This is a genomic window from Bifidobacterium sp. wkB344, from assembly GCF_003688305.1.
In the GTDB taxonomy this organism is placed as follows: domain Bacteria; phylum Actinomycetota; class Actinomycetes; order Actinomycetales; family Bifidobacteriaceae; genus Bombiscardovia; species Bombiscardovia mizhiensis.
This window is the reverse complement of the sequence record NZ_NPOQ01000024.1, coordinates 20,496-43,331: the sequence shown is the minus strand read 5'-3', so window position 1 is coordinate 43,331 and position 22,836 is coordinate 20,496. Positions and strand designations below refer to the sequence as shown.

15 protein-coding genes are annotated in these 22,836 nt (G+C 60.8%); 10 read left to right on the top strand and 5 right to left on the bottom strand.

The window, feature by feature from the left end:
* Positions 1-71 precede the first annotated feature (71 nt).
* The 8 genes from dnaA (at position 72) to CI601_RS06965 (ending at position 12,117) form a co-directional block, all read left to right on the top strand.
* The gene (dnaA, locus tag CI601_RS07000; protein ID WP_121914858.1) at positions 72-1,817 is read left to right on the top strand and encodes a chromosomal replication initiator protein DnaA; all 1,746 of its coding nucleotides are present in this window, start codon (positions 72-74) and stop codon (positions 1,815-1,817) included.
* A 414-nt stretch (positions 1,818-2,231) separates the two neighbouring features.
* The gene (dnaN, locus tag CI601_RS06995) at positions 2,232-3,356 is read left to right on the top strand and encodes a DNA polymerase III subunit beta (RefSeq protein WP_121914857.1); all 1,125 of its coding nucleotides are present in this window, start codon (positions 2,232-2,234) and stop codon (positions 3,354-3,356) included.
* 29 nt (positions 3,357-3,385) lie between these two features.
* Positions 3,386-4,648: a DNA replication/repair protein RecF gene (recF, locus tag CI601_RS06990; RefSeq protein ID WP_121914856.1), complete on the top strand. Its 1,263-nt coding sequence runs from the start codon at positions 3,386-3,388 to the stop codon at positions 4,646-4,648.
* Positions 4,645-5,142 (top strand): DUF721 domain-containing protein, encoded by a 498-nt coding sequence (locus CI601_RS06985; RefSeq protein WP_121914855.1) that lies wholly within the window; start codon positions 4,645-4,647, stop codon positions 5,140-5,142. The genes recF and CI601_RS06985 overlap by 4 nt, the downstream gene beginning before the upstream one ends.
* 292 nt (positions 5,143-5,434) lie before the next feature.
* Positions 5,435-7,474, top strand: a complete 2,040-nt coding sequence (gene gyrB / locus CI601_RS06980) for a DNA topoisomerase (ATP-hydrolyzing) subunit B (protein ID WP_220702629.1) — start codon at positions 5,435-5,437, stop codon at positions 7,472-7,474.
* 134 nt (positions 7,475-7,608) lie between these two features.
* Positions 7,609-10,236: a DNA gyrase subunit A gene (gene gyrA, locus CI601_RS06975; RefSeq protein WP_395948013.1), complete on the top strand. Its 2,628-nt coding sequence runs from the start codon at positions 7,609-7,611 to the stop codon at positions 10,234-10,236.
* Between the two features lie 104 nt (positions 10,237-10,340).
* Entirely contained in the window at positions 10,341-10,943 is a 603-nt protein-coding gene (locus CI601_RS06970) for a DUF3566 domain-containing protein (protein ID WP_121914853.1), read from the top strand.
* A 58-nt stretch (positions 10,944-11,001) separates the two neighbouring features.
* Positions 11,002-12,117, top strand: coding sequence for a VanZ family protein (locus tag CI601_RS06965; protein WP_121914852.1), 1,116 nt, complete (start codon positions 11,002-11,004; stop codon positions 12,115-12,117).
* On the opposite strand, the gene CI601_RS06960 is transcribed toward CI601_RS06965, so the two are convergent.
* A complete protein-coding gene (locus CI601_RS06960) occupies positions 12,063-13,016 on the bottom strand; it encodes a DMT family transporter (RefSeq protein ID WP_121914851.1) in 954 nt (317 codons plus the stop codon). The genes CI601_RS06965 and CI601_RS06960 overlap by 55 nt on opposite strands.
* 221 nt (positions 13,017-13,237) lie before the next feature.
* Here CI601_RS06960 and CI601_RS06955 point away from each other — a divergent pair, with 221 nt between their 5' ends.
* Together CI601_RS06955 and CI601_RS06950 are read left to right on the top strand one after the other, a co-directional pair.
* Positions 13,238-13,948: a LytTR family DNA-binding domain-containing protein gene (locus CI601_RS06955; RefSeq protein WP_121914850.1), complete on the top strand. Its 711-nt coding sequence runs from the start codon at positions 13,238-13,240 to the stop codon at positions 13,946-13,948.
* Positions 13,945-15,312 carry a sensor histidine kinase gene (locus CI601_RS06950; protein WP_121914849.1) on the top strand — a complete coding sequence of 456 codons (1,368 nt, stop codon included), beginning with the start codon at positions 13,945-13,947 and terminating at the stop codon, positions 15,310-15,312. Before CI601_RS06955 ends, CI601_RS06950 begins: the two co-directional genes overlap by 4 nt.
* On the opposite strand, the gene CI601_RS06945 is transcribed toward CI601_RS06950, so the two are convergent.
* The 4 genes from CI601_RS06945 to CI601_RS06930 all read right to left on the bottom strand — a co-directional run bounded on the left by CI601_RS06945 (position 15,276) and on the right by CI601_RS06930 (position 22,825).
* The gene (locus CI601_RS06945; protein ID WP_121914848.1) at positions 15,276-16,325 is read right to left on the bottom strand and encodes a glycosyltransferase family A protein; all 1,050 of its coding nucleotides are present in this window, start codon (positions 16,323-16,325) and stop codon (positions 15,276-15,278) included. The two genes, CI601_RS06950 and CI601_RS06945, sit on opposite strands and share 37 nt — an antisense overlap.
* 175 nt (positions 16,326-16,500) lie before the next feature.
* Positions 16,501-17,172, bottom strand: coding sequence for a hypothetical protein (locus tag CI601_RS06940; RefSeq protein WP_198189407.1), 672 nt, complete (start codon positions 17,170-17,172; stop codon positions 16,501-16,503).
* Positions 17,165-19,594 (bottom strand): glycoside hydrolase family 3 C-terminal domain-containing protein, encoded by a 2,430-nt coding sequence (locus CI601_RS06935; RefSeq protein ID WP_121914847.1) that lies wholly within the window; start codon positions 19,592-19,594, stop codon positions 17,165-17,167. The genes CI601_RS06940 and CI601_RS06935 overlap by 8 nt, the downstream gene beginning before the upstream one ends.
* A 243-nt stretch (positions 19,595-19,837) precedes the next feature.
* Complete coding sequence (locus CI601_RS06930) at positions 19,838-22,825, bottom strand: glycoside hydrolase family 3 protein (RefSeq protein WP_121914846.1); 2,988 nt, start codon at positions 22,823-22,825, stop codon at positions 19,838-19,840.
* Between the last annotated feature and the right edge of the window lie 11 nt (positions 22,826-22,836).

The window sequence follows — 22,836 nt, the reverse complement described above, 5'->3', positions numbered from 1 at the left end:
GGGCTACTGTCGACTTTGAGAGAAGCATGAAGAACGGGACAATCCGTCGTCGAGAAGAGAGGAGCACACTGATGGCGCAGGATCCGCTGGATGCCGCTGCCCAGGCCAAGAGAATCTGGGATTCGGTCCTGCAGGTGCTCCGCTACAGCAGCTCACTGACCTCTAGGGACAAGGGCTGGCTGGAGGACATCACCCCCGAGGCGGTCTTCGGCACCACCATCGTTCTACGGGTCTCCTCCAAGGCTACGCAGGAAGCAATTCAGGGGCCTCTCAGTCAGCCCGTCCTCAGTGCATTGCAACTGGTCACCAACCAGGAAATGTTCCCGGCCATCAAAATCGTCTACCCAGAGCAGATGGCCAAGCAGATGGCTGCCGATCAGCAGAGTGACCAACGCACATCCGCCATGGCGGGCTCCGCCCCGGGCAGCGGCGAGTTCCGCCAAGTCCCCAGTCCTGCTCAGGATCCCTATGGCGACTACCAGCGTCAGGCTGGCGCCAACCAATCCTCTTCCGACTCAGAGGCCCATTCGAACTGGCGGACCGAGACTGCTGAAACCTCCAAGTCTCCGATTGTCTCCGTCAATGACTTCCACGAAGGCACCTATGTGCCCATGACCCTGGATATGCAGGCCGAGCTGTCCGAGCCCTCCCCCGCTATGAGGCCAACAGCAGGCGCTGATGCTGACCAGCCGAGCGAGGCGGAGAGGACCGCATCCCGGCCCGCCTTTACCGTGCCCCGCTTCCCCATGAACCAGAACCGGGTGGAGCGCGACCCACAGACCCACCTGAACAAGAATGCCACCTTCGACACCTTCGTCCCAGGCGACTCCAACCGCTTCGCGCGGACCGTGGCCCTGGCCGTTGCCGAAGGATCTGGCCAGGACTTCAACCCCTTGTGTATCTATGGCAGCTCGGGCCTGGGCAAGACCCATCTGCTCAACGCCATCGGCAACTATGCCCTGGTCAAGGATCCCTCGCTCAAGGTCCGATATGTCAACTCGGAGGAATTCACCAACGAGTTCATCGACGCCCTGCAGAATTCCACCCAAGGCTCGGGCCAGATCGCGGAATTCAATCGCCGCTACCGGCAGGTGGATGTGCTCCTTATCGATGACATCCAGTTTCTGGGGGGCAAGGAAGCCACCCTGGACCAGTTCTTCCACACCTTTAATGCTCTGCATGATGCCAACAAGCGCATCGTCATCGCCTCGGACGTGGCCCCTAAGAACCTGAAAGGCTTCGAATCACGACTGATCTCGCGCTTTGACTCGGGCCTGACCGTGGATGTCAAGCCGCCAGACCGGGAGACCAGGGTGGCCATTCTGAGGATGATGGCCTCCATGAACGGGGTCAGCATTCCCAACGAGGTCCTGGATCTGATCGCGGAACGCTTCACCGAGAACATCCGAGAGCTTGAGGGGGCTCTGACTCGTGTCACAGCCGTGGCCAGCCTCAATAACCAGCCAGTCACCACGGCCTTGGCTGAACAGACCCTGCAGGACTTCTTCTCCACGGACGTAGAGATCAAGCCCACTGACATCATCTCCCAGGTGGCCAAGTACTTCCATCTGACCTTTGACGATATCGTCGGCCGTACGCGCACCAAGAACATCGCCCTGGCCCGGCAGATTGCCATGTATCTGGCACGGGAAATGACCAGCATGTCCCTGGTAGACATCGGCGAGGTCTTCGGCGGCCGCGATCACACCACAGTCATGCATGCCTACACGCGTATCTCCAACGAGATGCAGGAAAAGCGGGAGATTTACAACTATGTCATGGAGCTGACTGTTCGGCTCAAACAACCTCAGAATTGATGCGACACGCAGACCCTAGTGTGGATCGACAGAAAAAGATATCCACCTACTTATCCCCGGATGTGGGCAAACCTTGGGAATAACCCACCGATTTTCCGGGGACAAGTGGTGGATCTTCAGCGAATAACCACATCAGTTTTGTGCATAACTAAGCAAAAATCCGCTCCTGTGGATAACTCGACTTCTTACTCACATCAATCTCACCACTTATCCACATCGCTTCAATGAGGTCTATCCACCGCATTGCAAGGATCTGGGAACTTATCCACACCATCCACCGAGCTTATTACGATGACTCTATGTATATTTATGCAATAGTCACCATCACACTCAAGCACATCTCTTCACTCCAACCACATCACCTGACCTATTCGATAGAATGAGTCCAGTTCATTCGTCGACAAGAAGGCCCCCATGAAAGTTGAAGTGAATTCATCCGCACTCTCGGATGCAGTGGCTTGGACCACCCGCATCATCCCCTCCCGACCAGCTTCGCCTATTCTGGCCGGCATCAGGATGGAGGCCTCTGACGGAACATTGAAGCTCTCTGCCTTCGATTACGAGGTTTCAGCGAGAAACCACATCGAGGCAGGCATCGACGAATCCGGAACTGCCCTGGTGCTAGGCAAACTGCTGGCGGACATCACCAAATCCCTGCCATCAGAGAAGACTTACCTATCAACCGAGGGATCCAAAATGACCATCACCTCGGGTAAATCCACTTTTTCCCTGCAGCTGATGCCTGACAGCGAGTATCCCGACCTCCCTGCCGTTCCCGAGCCCATGGGTCAGGTGGATGCTGAAACCTTTATCCAATCCATCTCCCAGTCCATCGTCGCTGTTTCCCGGGAAGAGAGCCGTCCAGTCCTGACCAGTGTCAAGACCGAGATCAACGGGGACAAGGTGGTCATGACCGCCACCGACCGTTTCAGACTGTCCCGCTCGAGCTTCACCTGGACTCCCCGCGACGCTGATTTCTCCACCTCGATGCTGATCCGCGGCTCTCTGTTGCGCGACATCGCCCGCTCCCTGGACGAGCACCAGAACGTAACCATGGATTACGAGGCTGACAACCCCACCATCATGGGCGTGGAAAACGCTGGCAAGATATCCACCACCCAGTTGATCGACGGGGAATTCCCGGCCGTGGATCGCCTCTTTTCGGATGAGTACCCCATCCAGGCGGTCATCGCCCGGCAGGATCTGATCGACGCCATCAAGCGCGTGGCCTTGGTGGCCGAACGCAACGCCCCCATTCGCATGGTCTTCTCCGGCAACGAGGTAACCCTGAGCGCAGGCACGGCTGACGAAGCACAGGCCCATGAGGTTCTGCAGGCTGATCTGGATGGCGAAGACATCACGGTGGCCTTCAATCCCAGTTATCTGATTGACGGGCTGGGCGCCATCGCTGAGCCCTTTGTCCGTATCAAAATGACCTCGGCGGTCAAAGCCGTGGAGTTCAACGGCCAGCAGGAGCAGGATTCCGAGGAGTCCATGGACTACCGTTACCTGCTGGTGCCCATGCGTTTCAACAACTGACATCCGGGTAGGTTCGAGGAACGATCGCCGTGCACATCTCCCGTCTGGTTCTGGATCACTTCCGTTCCTGGGAGCACTGCGTCCTCGATCTGGAGCCCGGAGTGTCCATTCTGGCGGGACGCAACGGTCTGGGCAAGACCAACCTGGTCGAGGCCGTCGAGGTCCTGTCCACTGGCAGCAGCCATAGGACCTCATCCTCACTGCCCCTGGTAGAGCGTGGGCAGTCCAAGGCCACCATCAGGGCCAGGCTGGAGCAGGACGGAACCGCCACCGACTATGAGCTGACCATTGCCGCCAAGGGGGCCAATCGGGGAAGAATCAACGGCGGGCCTTCCCTCTATCAGCGTGACCTGGTAGGCCGGGTGCCCTGCGTGACCTTCAGCCCTGAGGATCAGCTGATGGTCTCCGGAGAGCCGGCAGCCAGGCGAGCCGTGCTGGATCAGGCCGGCAGCCAGCTCGATGCCGATTACTTCCAGGTTCGGCAGGATTTTCGCCATGTGGCCAGGCAGCGCGCCGCCCTGCTCAAGCAGCTCTCCCAGGCGGGCCGTGACCCTTCAGGCGATGGGCGTGACGCAGCACTGTCCGGCCTAGAGGTATGGACCGGGCAGTTTATTCGTACCGGGTTGGATCTGAGTCGACGACGGGCGGCTCTGGTAGAGGCCCTGAATCAGCCCTTCAGTGATCTGTATGGCCGGCTGGCAGGCCCTGATCAGGATGCCCGATTGACCTACCGGCCCTCCCTGGAGGAGATCGGATCCGATAGACAGACCGGTCCCGAGGTCGCCGAAGCAGTCAGTCGTCACTTTCAGCGGATATATCCGGGAGAAGTGGCCCGGGGCACCAATCTGATCGGTCCCCAGCGCGATGATCTGGCCTTCACTCTCAACGGCATGCCTGCCCGGGAGTTCGCCTCCAACGGTGAGATGTGGACCCTGGCCTTGGCTCTGAGACTGGCTCTGCTGCAGGTGGTCAAGGATCGTCGCTCCTTGGAGCCCATCGTCATTCTGGATGATGTCTTCGCCCAGTTGGATCGGGGCCGCAGGGATCAGATTCTCGACTTTGCCCGCCAGCAGGACCAGGTGCTCATCACCGTGGCCGCCGATAGCGATATTCCCTCCCTGCAGGGCGCCAGGTTGGTGGATGTGTCCAGGTTGAGGCCCTCGCAGCCATCCGATCCGGCCGCTCAGGATCCGGCCATCGCCAGTGCCATGCAGGATCTACGGCGAACAAGGGGAACGGTCGATGGCGGCTCGGATATGCCGGATGGGCCGGAGGGGAACGACCTGTCATGAAGGCACCCATGGTTGAGACCCTGCACCTGGACCAGCGTCGGTTGCCGGCCTTGGTCTTCGAGGGCTGCACGCGACGGGCGGCCACTCGTCGGCAGCGGGAGGATGACTCCCGTAAGGCCTGGTATGCATTCGGCAAGCCGGGCCGCGACCCAGCCAAACTGGGCGGAGTGGTGACCAGCCTGGCTGCCGGAAGCGGGTGGACCAGCCATCTGAAGGTGGCCAGGCTGCGCAACCAGTGGGACAGTGTGGTGGGCCCCGGTATCGCCGCCCATTCGAGAGTGGTCTCCTACCGGGAGGGCGTGCTGGTCATCCAGGCGCAGACCACGGTCTGGGCCACTCAGCTGACCTACCTGGTCCCCCAGCTCAAGGCGACCATTGTCAAGCGTCTGGGCATGCCGGTCAAGCAGATCCGGGTGACCGGCCCCCACAACTACAGCTTCCGCCGGTCACGGTTCGATCCACCCGGCCGAGGTGTGCGCGACACCTACGGATGAACCCATAATCTGCGAATACCGTCTTCCCAGCTTTCTGTAAGCCTAAAGTCCCCTAGCGCTGGTAATCTATAGGTTATAGGGTCAAACGCTTCCAAGGCCCCTTTATGGACGATTTGGAACCTGGTGACCATGACTCGATCCCCCGCTCGACCACGAACGGAAGCTGCTTTGTCGTCAGTGGCCGACGATGGGGGTGCAGAAAGGACTATCCGTGGCAGATCTCAACACTGACCCGTCCCGGACCCCGCAAGAGGGCCGGGAGCATGAGGAGGACAAGCCTCAGGATGATGGCATGACGGGCCAGGATCAGCTGGACGACGCGCAGCTGGACGACTCGCTCTCCCCCGAGCATTACGACGCCAGCGATCTGAAGGTGCTGGAGGGACTGGAGGCGGTTCGCGTCCGTCCCGGCATGTACATCGGTTCGACGGGCCCCAGGGGTCTGCACCACCTGGTCTACGAGATCGTCGACAACTCGGTCGACGAGGCCCTGGCCGGGTACGCCGACCATATTGAAGTCACTATCCTGCCCGACAACGGCATCCGGGTGGATGACAATGGCCGCGGCATTCCTGTGGACGAGGTGCCAGGCGAGGGCAAGAGCGGCGTCGAGGTGGTCATGACCAAGCTGCATGCCGGCGGCAAGTTCGGTGGCGGCGGCTACGCGGTCTCGGGCGGCCTGCACGGCGTGGGCATCTCCGTGGTGAATGCCCTTTCTACCCGGATCGACGTCCAGGTGCGCCGTCAGGGTTACCACTGGCATCAGAGTTTCCGTAACCAAAAGCCCACGGCTCCCCTGTCCAAGGATCAGGCCATGGGGCCGGACGAGGGCACCGGTACCTCAGTGACCTTCTGGGCCGATCCTAAAATCTTCGAGACCACGGTCTACGATTTCGAGACCCTGCGCAGTCGTTTCCAGCAGATGGCCTTCCTCAACAAGGGTCTGCGGATCACCCTGACCGATCTGCGCCCCAACAACCAGGCCGGTGACGAGGTGGCTGGTGAGGAGCAGACCCCGGAGCAGAAGGGTCAGTCCGTCAGCTACCAGTACGCCAACGGCATCAAGGACTATGTGGACTACCTGGTCAAGGTCAGGAAGGCCACGCCTGTGGAGGCCGAGGTTATCGACTTCGAGGCCGAGGACCTGAAGCTGGGTATCTCCGCCGAGGTGGCCATGCAGTGGACCACCGCCTACTCAGAGTCGGTCCACACCTTCGCCAACACCATCGCGACCACCGAGGGCGGCACCCATGAAGAGGGGTTCCGCGCGGCCCTGACCAGCATGATCAACCGTTACGCCCGGGACAAAAACATCCTCAAAGACAAGGATGACAACCTCTCAGGCGATGACGTGCGCGAGGGGCTGACCGCCGTGGTCTCCGTCAAGCTGACCAACCCGCAGTTCGAGGGCCAGACCAAGACCAAGCTGGGCAACTCCGAGGCCAAGACCTTCGTCCAGCGGGTCATGACCGAGAGGCTGAGCGACTGGTTTGACGCCCATCCCAGCGAGGCCAAGTCCATCATCCAGAAGGCCATGGAGGCCTCCCGGGCCCGGATCGCGGCCAAGAAGGCCCGTGAGAACACCCGCCGCAAGTCCATCTTCGAGACGGCCGGCATGCCCGATAAGCTCAAGGACTGCCAGTCCAGCGACCCCGAGGAGTGCGAGCTCTTTATCGTGGAGGGCGACTCCGCAGGGGGTTCGGCCATCCAGGGCCGTAACCCCATGACCCAGGCCATCCTGCCCCTGCGCGGCAAGATCCTCAACACGGAGCGGGCCAGTCTGGACCGCATGATGAAGTCCGACACCATCGAATCCCTGATCACGGCTGTGGGCGGCGGATACGGCGAGGACTTCAACATCGACAAGGTGCGCTACCATAAGGTCATCATCATGGCCGACGCCGATGTGGACGGCGCCCATATCGCCACCCTGAATCTGACCCTCTTCTTCCGCTACATGCGGCCCATGATCGAGGCCGGCTACGTCTACGTGGCCATGCCCCCGCTCTACCGGCTCAAGTGGACCAAGGGGCCCCACAGCTTCGTCTATACCGATGCCGAGCGCGATAGGGTCCTGGCCGAGGGCAAGGCCTCAGGCCGACAGCTGCCCAAGGGCGAAGGGATCCAGCGCTACAAGGGTCTGGGCGAGATGAGCTACCAGGAACTCTGGGAGACAACCATGGACCCGGAACACCGCATCCTCAAGAAGATCCACATCGATGATGCCGAACAGGCCGACGAAACCTTCACCATGCTCATGGGCGACGAGGTCGAACCCCGGCGTCTGTTCATCCAGCGCAACGCCCACGACGCCCGCTTCATCGACGCCTGAGACGGACGCCTCTCCCTTTTCACCATTTGAGCTAAGGATCGATTTTGGCAGACGATAACAACAACGACAACAGCTCGGACCAGGACGGCCTCAACCTGCCCGACGGGTCTCGCGAGCCACTCAGCCCCCAGGAGATGGATAGCACTGATTATGGCCTTCTCCAAGGCGAGCGGATACAGCCCATTGACCTCCAGCAGGAGATGCGGGAATCCTACCTGTCCTACGCCCTGTCCGTGATCGTGGAGCGGGCCCTGCCCGATGTCCGCGACGGTATGAAGCCGGTCCACCGCAGGGTCATCTACGCCATGTACGACGGCGGATACCGGCCCGACCGTGGCTACAATAAGTGTTCGCGCGTGGTGGGCGATGTCATGGGCAAGTACCACCCCCACGGCGATTCAGCCATCTATGACACCATCGTGCGTCTGGCCCAGTCCTGGTCCATGCGCTACCCGCTGGTGGACGGTCAGGGCAACTTCGGCTCCCCTGGCGACGACCCGGCGGCCGCCATGAGGTACACCGAGTGCCGTATGGCCCCCCTGGCCATGGAGATGGTGCGTGACATCGACAAGGACACGGTCGATTTCATCCCCAACTACGATGGCAAGACCCAGGAGCCTACGGTTCTGCCCTCCCGCTTCCCCAACCTGCTGGTCAACGGATCAGCCGGCATTGCCGTGGGCATGGCCACCAACATTCCCCCGCACAACCTGCGCGAGGTGGCCAAGGGCGTGCACTGGGCCCTGGAGCATCCCGAGGCCTCCAAGGAGGAGCTGCTCAACGCCCTGATCGCCATCATCAAGGGGCCTGACTTCCCCACCGGCGCCACCATCCTGGGCCACAAGGGCATCGAGCAGGCCTACCGGACCGGACGCGGTCTGATCACCATGCGGGCCGTGGTCAACACCGAGGAGATCCGCGGCAGGATGTGCCTGGTGGTCACCGAGCTGCCCTACCAGGTCAACCCCGACCGGCTGGCCTCCTCCATCCGCGAGGCTGTGCGCGACGGCAAGATCCAGGGCATCGCCGACATGCGTGATGAGACCTCGGGCCGTACCGGCCAGCGCCTGGTCCTGGTGCTCAAGCGCGATGCCGTGCCCAAGGTGGTTCTCAACAACCTCTACAAGCACACCCAGCTGCAGCAAACCTTCGGGGCCAACATGCTGGCCCTGGTGGACGGGGTCCCCAGGACCCTGAGCCTGGATGCCTTCATCCGCCACTGGGTGGACCACCAGCTGGATGTGGTGGAGCGGCGCACCCGCTATCTGAAGCGTGAGGCCGAGGATCGCGACCATATTCTGCAGGGGTATCTGAAGGCCCTGGACATGATCGACCAGGTCATCGCCCTGATCCGCGCCTCCAAGGACGTGGAGACAGCACGCACCGGCCTGATGGAGCTGCTGGATGTGGACGAGGTCCAGGCCGATGCCATCCTGGCCATGCAGCTACGCCGTCTGGCCGCCCTGGAACGGCAGAAGATCCTGGACGAGCATGAGGATCTCATGCGCAAGATCGCCGACTATAACGACATCCTTGCCCACCCCGAACGCCAGCGCACCATCGTGGGCGACGAGTTGGACGAGATCGTCGACAAGTACGGCGATGAGCGGCGCACTCGGATTGTCCCCTACTCGGGTGAGATGAACGTGGAGGATCTGATCGCTGATGAGCAGGTGGTGGTCACCGTCACCCACTCCGGCTTCGTCAAGCGGACCAAGGCCGATGAGTACCGGGCCCAGCACCGCGGTGGCAAGGGCATCCGCGGGGCCAGGTTGCGCGAGGACGACGTGGTGGACCACTTCTTCCTGACCAGCACCCACAACTGGCTGCTCTTCTTCACCAACAAGGGCCGGGTGTACCGGCTCAAGGCCTATGAACTGCCAGAGGGCTCCCGCGACTCCAAGGGGCAGCATGTGGCCAACCTGCTCCAGCTGGGCCCGGGCGAGCGGATCGAACAGGTCCTCTCCCTGCATGGCTACGATGATGCCGATTATCTGGTTCTGGCAACCCGGACCGGAAGGGTCAAGAAGACCCGCCTGACCGAATATGATTCACCCCGTCAGGGCGGCCTGATCGCCGTGCGGCTGATGGAGCTGGGCACCGTCACCGACGAGGAGGGACAGGAGGTGCCCCAGAGCGATGAGCTGGTGGGCGCTGCCCTCTGCAATGCCGACGACGAGATCATCCTGGTCTCCCGCAAGGGCATGAGCGTGCGCTTCCCGGCCGACGACTCCACTCTGCGGCCCATGGGACGGCAGACCGCCGGCGTCCAGGGCATGCGGTTCCGTCCCGGCGACGAACTGCTGAGCATGGACGTGATCGCCAAGGAGTCCGAGGATGATCTACTGGTGGTCACCGATGAGGGCTTTGCCAAGCGGACCGCCCTGAGCGAGTACCGCCTGCAGGGCCGCAACGGCTACGGTGTCAAGGCCATCGCCATGGTGGAGGGCCGGGGATCCCTGGTCGGCGCCCTGGTGGTGAACGAGGACGATCAGATCATGGCCATCATGAAGTCCGGCAAGGTCATCCGCTCCGATGTGGCCGAGGTCAAGCGGACCGGCCGCAACACACAGGGGGTCACCCTGGCCAAGCCCGACAAGGGTGACGAGATTCTCTCCATCGCCCGCAATGCCGAGCGTGACGACCAAGAGGAGAATGGCGGTCAGGTTGACGTGGCTTCTGCCGCTCCCCTGGCGGCCAAGGATCAGCCCATCGCCACCACCGGAACCGGCGACGGCCAAGGTCTGGCCCAGGAGGACTGAGCAGGTCCGCTACCAGTCTGACAAGACTGGTAGCCTCGTAAGAAGTCGTCCAGGTCCTGCGGCGGTATGCGCGGACTGATGAATGCAAGGATCAAGGAGTGCCGATGAGCCAGGATGATCAAAAGCAGGCCAAGGCCGGTACCGGTAAGAAGGGTACAGCAAAACCCAAAACCGGCAAGACCAAGGCTGATGAATCCAAAAAGGGCGAGTCCCGCCAACCCTCATCGGCCACTCCCCCGGCTTCTGCTGCCGGCAGGACGGCATCAGGGCGTTCCGCAAGAACCACAGCTTCGGCTGCCGCTGCTCCGGTCAAAGCCCCTTCGACGACGCGTCCTCACGTGCCTCGGGCCCGGCGCATGCAGCTGTCCTTGACCCGGTTGGAACCTTGGTCGGTGGCCAAGGTCACCTTCCTGCTGTCCATCGCCGGGGCCATCATTCAGGTGGTGGCCGCCGCCCTGCTCTGGATTCTGCTCAACGCTATGGGACTCTTTGACAACCTGACCCAGGTCATCTCCAAGACAGGCCTAGATGCGGGTGGTTTCGACCTGGGCCAGGTGCTGAGCTTGGGGACGGTGCTGAGTTCGGTGACCATTTTCTCTATCTTCGAGATTGTCTTAGTAGTGGCTCTGGTTACCATTTTCGCCTTTCTCTACAACCTGGTCAGCTCCCTGGTTGGCGGCATCCACGTAACCTTGGGCGACGACTGAGCTCTTCGTCGGCGCAGTCAATCGGGCGATAGGCTTAAGCGCGATTTAGACTGGAATTGTGCTCTCGACATACCTGGACTACTTCAGCGGCTCCTTCGGCATATCTTTGGTCTTTTGGCCCCTGGCCTCGCTGATCCTGACCCTGCCCATCCTTGCCCTGATCTACAACCGCTATCACCGACTCCGGCTGACAGCCGCCATGGCGGCCTACCTGACCGTCTTATATCTGCTGGCCCTGGTCTTCTTCACTCTCTGGCCCATGCCCGACGACCGAGCCGCCTTCTGCGCCACCCATCATCTGACCCCCCAGCTCAATCCCATGCAGTTCCTGGCCGACCTGAGCACAGGCGGGCGGATGGCCATGCTGCAGATCCTGCTCAATGTGGCCTTCTTCCTGCCTCTGGGCTTCATCATGGGGCGGGTCTTCCGCTGGCGCTTCATCCTGGCCCTGCCGGTTGCCTTCCTGGTCTCCCTCTTCATCGAAACGGCCCAGCTGACCGGGGTTTTCGGCATCGTGGGCTGCGCCTACCGTCTCTTCGATGTGGACGACCTGATCTGGAACACTTCAGGCGCTCTGATCGGCTACCTGGTGGCCATGGTGGCCAACAAGCTCGTTCCTACTCGTCAGGCTGACGCTGCCCAGCTGGTCACCAACCCTGGGTTCATACATCGTGCCGTCTCCCTGGCTCTGGATCTGCTTCTGGCCACCATCCTGTCCATGTCCCTGGGGATGGGCGTGACCTATGCGGTCCATCGCCTGGGTGCCTATCAGCTGGATGGTCACTATCGCTTTGGCGGATTGCTGATCGCCCCATCCGCTCTGGATGTGTTCGGGACCGTGGTTGATCTGGGCATGCTGCTGATCTTTGAACTGCTCATACCCCTGCCCCGCCGGGGACGGACGCTGGGCGCCACCTTCACCCATATGACCGTCGAAACCAAGCAGCGGCATGGCTGGTCCCGTTTCTTCTTCTATCTGTGCCGGACCGCAGTCATCCTGGCTGTCTTCGGTCCTTGGACCGGCAAGGTTCAGACTGCGACGCGCATCCTGGCCCTGCTCCTGCTGGTCTTCTACCTGATCAAGCGGCAGATGCCCTATGACCTCTTGCCTGGGGCAGCCTATCGGGAGGAGGACACAGGTGCAGAGGAATCCGCCGACGACCGGCGTGGGTGAAGCCTGACCTCGGACAGGATGATGGCGGCGAAGATGATGGCGAAGCCCAGCAGATGGGTGGCCGTCAGCTCCTCGTGCAGGACCAGTACCGAGACCAGCATGCCGAACAGGCTCTCCGAGCACAGGATCAGCGAACCCTGGGCGGCGGGGACCCTGGAGAAGGCAATGTTCTGGAAGTTCTGAGCCATCAGGGTCGAGATCAGCGTCAGATACATCATGGAACCCAGGGTCGAGGGCGTGAAGTCGGCCGCAGTGGGCAAGGGATCGAAGATCAGCGCGCAGACCAGGAAGAGCATGCCGCCGAAGAGGAGCTCCAGGTAGGTCAGCGTGGGGGCATCAAACTTCTTGGTCAGGAAACCGGTGATCACCAGGTTGACCCCGTAGAGCAGGGCGCCGGCCAGAGTCAGCAGGTCGCCAGTGCTCAGAACCAGCCCCTGTCCCCCGCCTTGGGCCGGCAGTGAGATCAGAGCCACGCCCAGGATGCAGATGGCGGCCGCGACGAAGTGCCGCAGGGCCGGCCGTCGGCGGGCCATGATCCAGACCAGGAAGGGCACGAAGATGCAGTAGGTGGCCGTCAGGAAGGAGTTGCGGCCCGGAGCGATGGTGGTCAGCCCCATCATCTGCAGGCTGAAGGCCGCCCAGTAACTGACCCCCAGAATCAGCCCCGGTACCAGGGTGTGTATGGCCCCGGTTCTGCGCAGCCGGGGCAGCAAAAAGGGTGTCATGATCACGATGGCGCAGAGGATGCGAATGCCCATCAGCCAGCGCACGGTCAGGGTCTCCATGGCAACCTTTTCGAAGGTGTATCCGGCCCCCCAGGCGGCCGCGGCCATCAGCAGCATCAGACGGGCCAGCCAGGTGGAGGGTTTCCAGGACGAAGAGGGTGCGAAGGTAGACATGTTTCGACTCTAATCGTTCCCGTCCACAAGTGAGAATTCATTCGCAACGTACAAAACGAGTAGTTCAAACTTGTTTGATTTTTCAAGCCAACCCCCCTGCTTGCCAGCGTTCGGCTTCAGGTAAGCGGGGTCTGCCATGCGGACATCTCCGATATCATTGAAGAACGGTGATAACGGCGGCCATGGGTCCTTGGTCGACGGGGTAAGGAGTGTGTGCCAGGATGATCAGAATCGCAGTGGTGGATGACGACTCCATCAGCTGTCGGACCATGGTCAATTACCTGAGCCGTTACCGCAAGGAACGTCAGGAAGAACTGACGGTCAGCGTCTTCACCGAAGGCAAGGCTTTTGCGGATGGCTATCGACCCGTATATGACATCCTCCTTCTGGACATTCAGATGACCCCTATGGACGGAATCGAAGTGGCCCGCAGGGTGCGCGCCCGTGACGAGTCGGTGGTCATCGTCTTCATCACCTCCGCCCCCCAATACGCCATCAATGGCTATGAGGTGGGCGCTCTCTCATATCTGCTTAAGCCCCTGCCCTGGTTCGCCTTCTCCCAGGAGCTGGACCGGTCCATCGCCCAGGTGCGCGGCCGCGTGGACCTGTCCATCCTGATCACCGAGGGTGCCCGATCCACCAGGATCCCCCTCAAGGACATCGTTTTCATCGAATCCGTCCGCCACAGCAGCGTCATTCACACCTTGGATTCCTCACTGACCACGAACAGCACGCTGAAAAGCCTGGAGGGCCAGCTGGACCAGCAAGGATTCTTCCGTTCCAACTCCTGTTACCTGGTCAACCTAGCCCATGTGACGGGCATGGAGGACCAGGACTGCATCATGTCTACCGGCCAGCGGCTACGGGTCAGCCGACCCCGCAAGAAGGCCTTCATGACGGCTTTGACCGCCTATGTGGCAGGTCGGCCATGACCAGCACCCACATCCTCAATGCCCTGCCCGACATCCCCCGGCTCTATACGGGCATCAGCGAGTGGCTGGGTTGCTTGGTCTATCTGCTGGCCATCGGCGTGCGGACCTCACGCCTGAGAATGACGGTTGTGCTTCTGCCTGGTCTGGCCGTGCTCATCGGGGTCCAATACTGGGCCGGCACCCTGCCTATCGCCTTCTGGATCATCAGCATGTGCCTGGCCGTGGCCTGTATGTATGGCATCATCATGCTGGCTTCGGGGTTGCGGCCGTTGGATGGGGCCTATCTGCTGGCCCGTGCCTTCGTCCTGGCCGAGCTGGTTGCCTCCCTGCACTGGCAGCTGGACTCCTTCATGCGTCCTTCCAGCCACAGCCTGTACGACCCGGCATCCTTGATTCTGCTGGTGCTGATTTATGGCGGCGTAGGGCTGCTGGCCTGGGTGGCGGAACGGCGCAACTTCGCTAATGCCCAGCCTTCTGTGCCAGGACGCAGCGTCTTCATGGCTGCAGTCATCGCTGTGGTTACTTTCGCCATGTCCAACCTGAGTTTCGTCTCCACCAACACCCCCTTCTCCGGTCGGGTCGGCCTGGAGGTCTTCTACATCCGCACGCTGGTGGATCTGTGCGGCTTCGCCATGCTCTACGCCCAGCAGGAACAGCTGCGGGAGAGCCATACCAGCGCCGAGCTGGCCTCCATCAACGCCCGGGCTTACAGCCAGCATCGGGAGTACATACGATCCAAGGAAAATCTGGAGGCCATGGGCAGGCTCGCCCACGACCTCAAGCATCAGATCGCCGCCTTGCGCTCGCAGATGGACCCTGAGCGCAAGTCCCAGGATTTCGAAGAGCTGGAGGCTGCGGTCGGGCGGTACGGGTCGCAGCAGCACACCGGCAACCCCATCCTGGACGTGGTCATGTCAACCAAGGAGCGCATCTGCTCCGAAGAGGGGATCACCCTGACCATGGTGGCCGAGGGCTCCCTCTTGGAGGGGATGTCGCCCATGGATGTCTCCACCCTCTTCGGCAACGCCTTGGACAATGCCATTGAGGCTTTGAGGAAGGTTGAGGAACCCGACCGCCGCCTGATCAAGGTGGCCCTGTATGCCCGGGGACAATTCGTGGTGATTCGCATTGAAAACTACTTCGCATCGCCCTTGAATTGGAAAGGCAATGGCGAGCTGGCCACCACCAAGACCAGGACTGAGGATGGCCTGCATGGCTACGGGGTCAAGTCCATTCGGCACATAGCCCACCGCTATCAGGGCGAGATGACCCTGCGGACCGAACATCACTGGTTCAGCCTCTGTGTACTCCTGCCGCGGGTGGGCGATCAGTTGAAGCCCATGGCGGCTTCGGCGGCCTTATAGCCTAGACGGATGGCCAAGCGGCCCGGCCTGCCCGGCATGTTGATCATCCTGCAGAGCAGGGTGGAGCGCACGTCGGAGGCGATGACGGGGGAGCGGTGCTCCAGCCTTCGCCAGAGCATGTCCTTGTTTCGGTAGTTGCTGGGCTTGCGAGAGAGAATCAGGAAGACCGAGGTCACTACGCAGTTAATGGACAGATAGTGGATCATATAACGATAAAGTCCACGGGGAACCGTCCCTGGTTCAGGCGTGGAGTCAGCCATGAGCCCGTTGACCAGCAGCAGTTGTGAAACCCGGGCGATCATGATCGAGGTCTGCACTGACTGGCCCTGACGGCCGGTGTGGTAACGGTAGAAATCCGTGTCCAGGTAGAGCAGGGTGTGCACCCAGGGCAGGGGCTGATAGGAGTAGATGAAGTCCACGTAGTAGGTGTGCTCGGGCAGGCGGGTGTGGGCCTGGCGGAGCACCTCGGTGCGTAGGATCAGGGCATGCATGATCATGTACTGGGCCAGCCCGAACCGCCGCAGATGGTTCCAGTCCAGCACCCGTCCCGGGTCCATGACGCTGCGGAAGTTGATGACCCGCTTGTGCTTGCGGCCTTCCTTTTCATAGACATAGTTGGTGACCACCATGTCCACCGGATTCGAACGTCGCGACTGGTTGCGCAGTTGGTCCAGAACCAGACTCAGGGAGGTCGGATCCACCCAGTCGTCGGCATCGACCACCTTGATATAACTGCCCCGGGCGGCTGCCAGACCCGTGTTGACCGCGCCGCCGTGGCCCTTGTTGGTCTGGCTGATCAGGCGGACAGTGTGCGGGTGGCGTGCCTGGTATGACTTCACCACCTGCGCTGTGGCATCGGTGGATCCGTCGTCGACCACGATGACCTCCAGATCGTCCCCCTCCCGGCTCAGGAGCGAATCCAGGCAGGTCGGCAGATGCTGGGCCATGTTGTAGGCGGGGACGATGAAGGTGAGAACGGGCGGGCTCGTGGAGGCCGGTCGGTCAGCTGTCATGAACGATCACTTCGCAAAAGAATGGGTCGGCGGGGTTGTCGGCGGGGTTGCCGTAATCCCGTCGGCGCCCGTTGTATGCGACCACTGTACATGATGGGTTTGAGGAAAAGGCCCCGCCCCTCTGGCTGCCGATGCATGCCGGTTCATTGACAGCCGGGGGAGTGGGGCCGGAATTTTACTGGGCGCTCGCCTCTGATTCGGTGGGCTCCTGACGGAAAATGACCTTGAAGATAGGGAAGAAGACCCAGAAGGAGATGGCCGAGTTGATGATCATAGTGACCAGATCAGCAATGGTGGTCCCCAGGCTGCCCCAGTTCAGGGTGTGCTGGAAGAAGCCGTAGATGGGGTCCTTGTACCAGCCCTGCAGCGCCGCCGCGATGATGGTGATGATCACGTAGGCCACCAGGTACCAGAAGGCCGCTTTCCAGACCGAGGAGTTGGACTTGAAGGTGATGTTGCGCTGGAGGAAGAAGTTGATGATCTGGGCGATCAGCAGGGTGATCTCCACCGCAAGGAAGTAGGCCAGGCCGCCCCCTCCGCCGTGGCCGATGGACCCGGCTGCGTAGTCGAACAGGTAGTAGGGCTTGCCGCCGACGGTCCCCATGCGCCAGATCTGGAAGTTGGTGCCCACCAGGGAGGTGCCGTTGAAGATGGCCTTGAGCACGGGCATGAGCACCAGCTGCAGGACGGTGACCCCGTTGGACAGGATGAAGAAGACGATGAACTGGGCCAGGGTGGTGTGCCGGTCGCTGAACCGCCGCCACCAGCGGACGATCGCCCACTGCGAGGCCGTTGTCGTCTTCCCTTGGGCCGGCTGTCCGGCCTGCTGGCTGTGCTGATCACTCATGATTGAGCTCCTTTCCGGTCCTGCGGTTGGCAGCCATGTTCCTGAAGAATCCAGCGATGAATCCGCCCAGCCCCCTCCATAGGTGGCCGTTGGGAATGCGGACGATGGCCTCGACCATGGCCGTGTCGATCAGCCCGTTGGTCATCTTGGCCATGGCCCTGGGGGGCATGTTGAGCAGGAAGAGGGTGTTCAGGTCGGGGTTGCCGGTCTTGGCCTCGTGGCGGCTCTCGCTCTTGGCGAGGAAGTTGGCCACGAACCTGGCCAAGGCGCTTCTTGAGTCCTTCCAGGATGAGAGCGGATCGTTGACACCGAAGGTGCTGACAGCGCCCTGTCGGACCACCGGGTGGCCGAAGAGGGCCGTCACAGCGGCATCGTCGACCTCCTTGACCCGGCCGGTCAGGTAGGCGCCCAAGGCAGGGTCGGGACTCTGCGGGTCGACGGTGCCCTGGACGCTCAGGTGTCCGCTCAGCTCCATCGTGCGCGCGTCGGACCCGATCATGATGGTCCAGTCCCCGGACTCGACCTGCCAGGAGTTGCTGACCGAATCGAAGTGCCGGAAGGTCGTCTGATCAAAGTCGATGCGGACCTGGGTTGACTGGCCGGCCTCCAGACTGACCTTCTTGAAGCCTTTCAGCTCGCGGATCGGTCTGAGCACACCACCCTTGGGCGCCTGGACGTAGAGCTGGGTAACGGTGGCACCTTGCCTGTCCGAATCATTGGTCAGGGTGAAGGTGACTCCCTTGTCGTCCACGGTCAGATCGGCGTAAGCGAAGTGCGCATAAGACAGGCCGTAGCCGAAGGGGAAGCGCTCCTCTACGTCGGCGGTCAGGTAGTAGCGGTAGCCGACGAAGGGACCCTCCCGGTAGATCGACTCGTGGGCAGGGTCGGGGTACCAGTCGGCGCTGGGGCAGTCGGCATAGGACTTGGGCCAGGTTTCCGCCAAGTGGCCGGAGGGGTTGACTCGGCCGGTCAGGATGTTCAGGGTGGCTGAGGCTCCAGCCTGCCCCGACAGCCCTATGTAGAGGACGGCATCGCACTGGTCGATCCAGTCGGTGGTGACGGGGGAGCCTGCCACCAGGACGACCACCAGGGGCTTGTCCGTCGCACCAAGGGCCTTGATCAGGTCGACCTGGTTGCTGGGAATGTCCATGTGGGAGCGGTCCAGGCCCTCGGATTCGCTGCGTTCATCCAGGCCCACGCATGCGATAATCACGTCAGCCTGGCCAGCCGCAGCCACGGCTTGGTCGATCAAAGACCGGTTCTTCTCGCCATGCCGTTCGTAGCCCTGGCTGTAGGAGGCCAGCTCCAGTCCGTCGCCGTTGCCCTGCCTGAGCAGGTCCAGCATGCTCTCCTGCTTGGCTGCGTTGACCTTTGAGGATCCGGATCCTTGGAACCTGGCGGTTTTGGCCATATCCCCGACCAGAGCGATCCTAGTGCCGGCGGCCAGTGGCAGGCGTCCCTCCCGATTGATCAGAAGGACAGCGGATCCCTCGGCGATGCTCCGTGCCACCTGATGGTGGTCCCGTATCTGATCCGCGGTCAGGTTCCCATCAGGATCCATGTCAGAGTGGTAGGTCAGCTTGGCCAGCCGCGCCACCTCTTCGGCTCGGGCGTTCAGGTCGGCTTCGTCCAGGCGACCCTCCTGCACGGCCTTGGCAACCTGGCGTACGGAGTCATATCCGGCCTGAGGCATCTCCAGGGAGGAGCCATTGGCGGCTGCGGCGACTGCACTGTTGGAGCCGCCCCAATCCGAGACCACCATGCCGTCGAAGCCCCACTCCTTGCGCAGGATGTCCTTGAGCAGGTGGGGATTCTCGTTGGCATAGGTGCCGTTGACCATGTTGTATGAGGTCATGATGGCCCAGGGATGGGCCTGGCGCACGGCGATCTCGAATCCGGTCAGATAGAGCTCGCGCATGGTGCGCTCGTCCACCACGGAGTCGGATGCCTGGCGGCGCAGCTCCTGGCTGTTCATGGCGAAGTGCTTGGGGGTGGCGGCCACGCCCTGGGACTGGATGCCTTCGATCAGGCCTGCAGCCATATGACCGGCCACCTGGGGGTCCTCGGAATAGTATTCAAAGTTTCTGCCGCACAGGGGGTTGCGCTTGATGTTCATACCCGGACCCAGGACCATGTTGACGCCCAGGCTTCTGGCCTCGTTGCCTAGCGCCTGGCCCATGGTCTTGGCCAGCTCCGGGTCCCATGAGCAGGCCACAGTGCCGGCTGTAGGGAAGCAGGTGGCGGGCTTGGACTTGCCCATGCCCAGATTGTCCCCTGATCCGGTCTGGCGGCGCAGGCCGTGCGGGCCGTCGCTCAGGACCATGCTCGGGATGCCCGCCCTCTTCAAGGCACGGGTTGCCCAGGTGGATTTTCCGGAGAGCAGCGATGCCCGTTCCAGAACTGTCAGATCCTTGACTTCCATAGTGTTCCCTCTCTGTGACGGGGCTGATCCTGTGGCGGGAACCCTCGTTGCTTCCACAATCGGCCTCGGACTGGTACTGAATTTCATTATTCCCCGACTGCCGAGGCCTGCTCGAGCGGGTTGCATAACCTGTTGTTTTCCTGGCATGAATGCTGCCTGGGCGTCAACGGGGGTGTCGATCCGCTCCTAGGCCGACGGTGCATAGGTCCGTCCGCCGAGGAGCAGATCAACAGAGATGGAGGATCAGGCCGTCGGCCCTTGGTCGGAGCTGTCCTCGGACGGTGTGGTCTCCATGCTGGCCGGATCCTGGGCGCGGGTCTGCCGGGCGTCGTCCGCCAGATCGCTCAAGGTGCTCACATCCACAGCGCTGCGACGTGCCTTGAACCTTCTGAAGGCCAGGTACTCCAGGGCCAGGAAGATCAGGGCCAGCACAACCAGTGCCACGTAGAGGGCGATCTGCCAGGCAGGGGTCTGCACCTTGGGGTCGCCATTGGCGTACTTGTAGCTGTGCACGACCGTATAGAGGATGTTGTGGCTAGCCTGGCGCATGGCCTTGACCGAGGTGGCGCTCTTGTCCTTGACGTGGTTGGTTACATCCGTGGTAGCCAGCATAGCGTCGTTGCCGTTGCGGATCAGCTGATCGGCGTTCTGATATCCGTAGACGCCGAAGTAGTCGGTCAGCACCATGCCGCGGAAGCCCCATTCGCCACGCAGCACATCCTTCATCAGTGGCGCATAGGCTCCGGCATAGGTTGTGCCGATGTAGTTGAGTGAACTCATCGCAGCCTGAGCGCCGCCATTGACCACAGCCATTTGGAAGGGCTTCAGGTAGATCTCGCGGATGGTCTGTTCGTTGATCCAGGTAGCTAGCATGTTGAGGCGGTTGGTCTCCTGCTCGTTTAGAGCGAAGTGCTTCATGAACGCATAGACACCCTTGGACTTGGCTCCGGCGACTTCGTTGGAGCCCATGACGGCGTTGATTTGCGGATCCTCTGAGAAATATTCGAAGTTTCTGCCGGCAAAGGCGCTGCGGTGGATGTTGAAAGCTGGTGCATACCAGCCGGAAACATCCATGTCATGGGCCATGGTGCCAATCATCTTGCCATATTCAGAGGCCAGATCCGGATTCCAGGTGCAGGCCATGGAAGTTGAAGACGGGAAGCCCAGAGAGCCGACCTTAGTGAAGTTGTTGTTCAGCGCAGCAGGTCCATCGGCATCAGTTAGCTCGATCTTGCCGATGCCTTTGACCGGTTGTGTCCCATACCCGCTCATAGCGATCAGGCTATCCATGTCCTTGACGCTGAGCTGGTCCAGGAGCTTTTCCCACATGGGGTCGTCATAGGATTTGTTGCGCAGCTGATAAAGCCTGATGCCGTTGCGGGCTTCCGTTGTGGGCATTGCGTCATCGGCCTTATCCAGCTTCTTGGGATGATAATTGTCATTATTCAGGAACCTGGCCTTTGCTTGCTCGGGCATGTCAGTGCTCATTGGCGCTGCTGTGGCTTCTGCATAGTTGGCAAAATGACCAGCACGCGACAAGTAGGTCACGTTGCCTTTCAAATCGCCGAAATGATTGGTTGCCGCGACCTTATCGACTGAACGTGGATTGCTCTGGTTGTAGATGACGGATTTGTTGATTGCAATAGCGTCCGACATAATGGGTCGATGGGAATCAGAGCGGATCGAGATTTCGTAGTTCCCCTGATCGAGTACGTAGGCCTTCTCCTGGTTGGCATCGTAAGAGGCCATATCCTCATCCTTGAAGGAGATAGGAATGGTCTGACTCTCTCCAGGCTTTAGGACCTTGGTCTTTTTGAAGGAGATCAGGTTTGCGCTGGCCTTCTCGATGCCGCCATCGGTGTATGGCGGATCGAAGTAGACTTCGACTGCGTCACGGCCGCTCGTTGCACCTTTGTTGGTTACTGTCACATCGAAAGAGATTTTCCCGTTGTCGTGTTTGATGGGGCTCATACGCTGGGTGAAGCTCGTGTATGACAGGCCATATCCGAAGGGGTACTGGACCATCTGGTCGTAGTTGATCAGGCCTTCTTTGGCGGCTGTTTCCCAGAACCTGTACCCGACATAGATGCCCTCGTTGTAGTTGACGAAAGTGGGAGTAACGGTCTGTGGCTTGCCAGTGAATCCAGTGTAGGTAGCCTGATGGTCATCCATGTTGGTATATGTGAATGAACCAAAATTATGATAAGTCGGTGTTGCGCTCAGGTCGCGCACGAAAGTGTCTGAAGTCCTTCCCGAAGGGTTGGTTGTGCCCTTGATTACTTCGCCCAAAGCCGTAAATCCAGCTTGCCCCGGGGGCGGGCACCAGAGGACGGACTTGATCTGGGGATATTGACCCACAAAGTTCAGATTGAACGCATTCGCGCCATTGTAGACCAGAACGACTTTGTCGAAAGTACCGGTAACTTTGGCGATCATGTCCTTCTCGGGCTTGGACAACTCCAAGAAGCTCTGGCCGTTTTTGAAATCGGGAGCAGATTTATCGTTGTCATGGTAAGTGATGCCCTTGGCTTTCATGTTCATCGGAAGATCGGCACCTTCTCCGCCGACTCTGCCGATGACGACGATGGCGGTATCGGAGAAGTGCGCAGCATTGTCCATGAGCTTCTTGGAATATTTTGTAGCGTCTGGTTCCGGCAGTGTCCAATCCTGGGCGAACATGCCTACGGTCGGTCGGTCGGCACGGTAGTGCTTATAGAAGTCGGACAGCTCAGTGTTGGTCTTCAAACCTGACTGGTGAAGACCGTCGAGCAGGCTGGTGGTGGGATTATCGGCCGACATGGAGCCGGATCCTGTGCCGCCGTAGACGGGGTTGGTCGAGGCCCAGCCGAAGACGTTGACCTTCTGCTCTTCCAGAGGTAACGCATGATCGGTGTTCTGCAGCAGGGTGATTGACTCGCGTTGGATATTCTTGGCCAAATTCCTGGCTGCAGTCACCGTCGCAGGCTGTAGCTCATGTTTGCTGGTGGACTTGGTGATCAGGTTGGACAGGGGTCCTAGAAGCATGGTCGCCAGAGCCACAACGACAGCTACAAAGGCCACCAGCCAGGACTGGGAGTGGATCATCTTCCGGTTGGCTACGTTTTTGACGGTGTGCTTGTTCACTGCGACTGTGATCAGCAGTGCCAGTATCAGAAAGACGCCGATGACCGTCAACTGCGGAATCAGCGACTTGAGTACGGCGACCACATCGCTCAGATTAATGTTGAGCATGTTCGCTACTT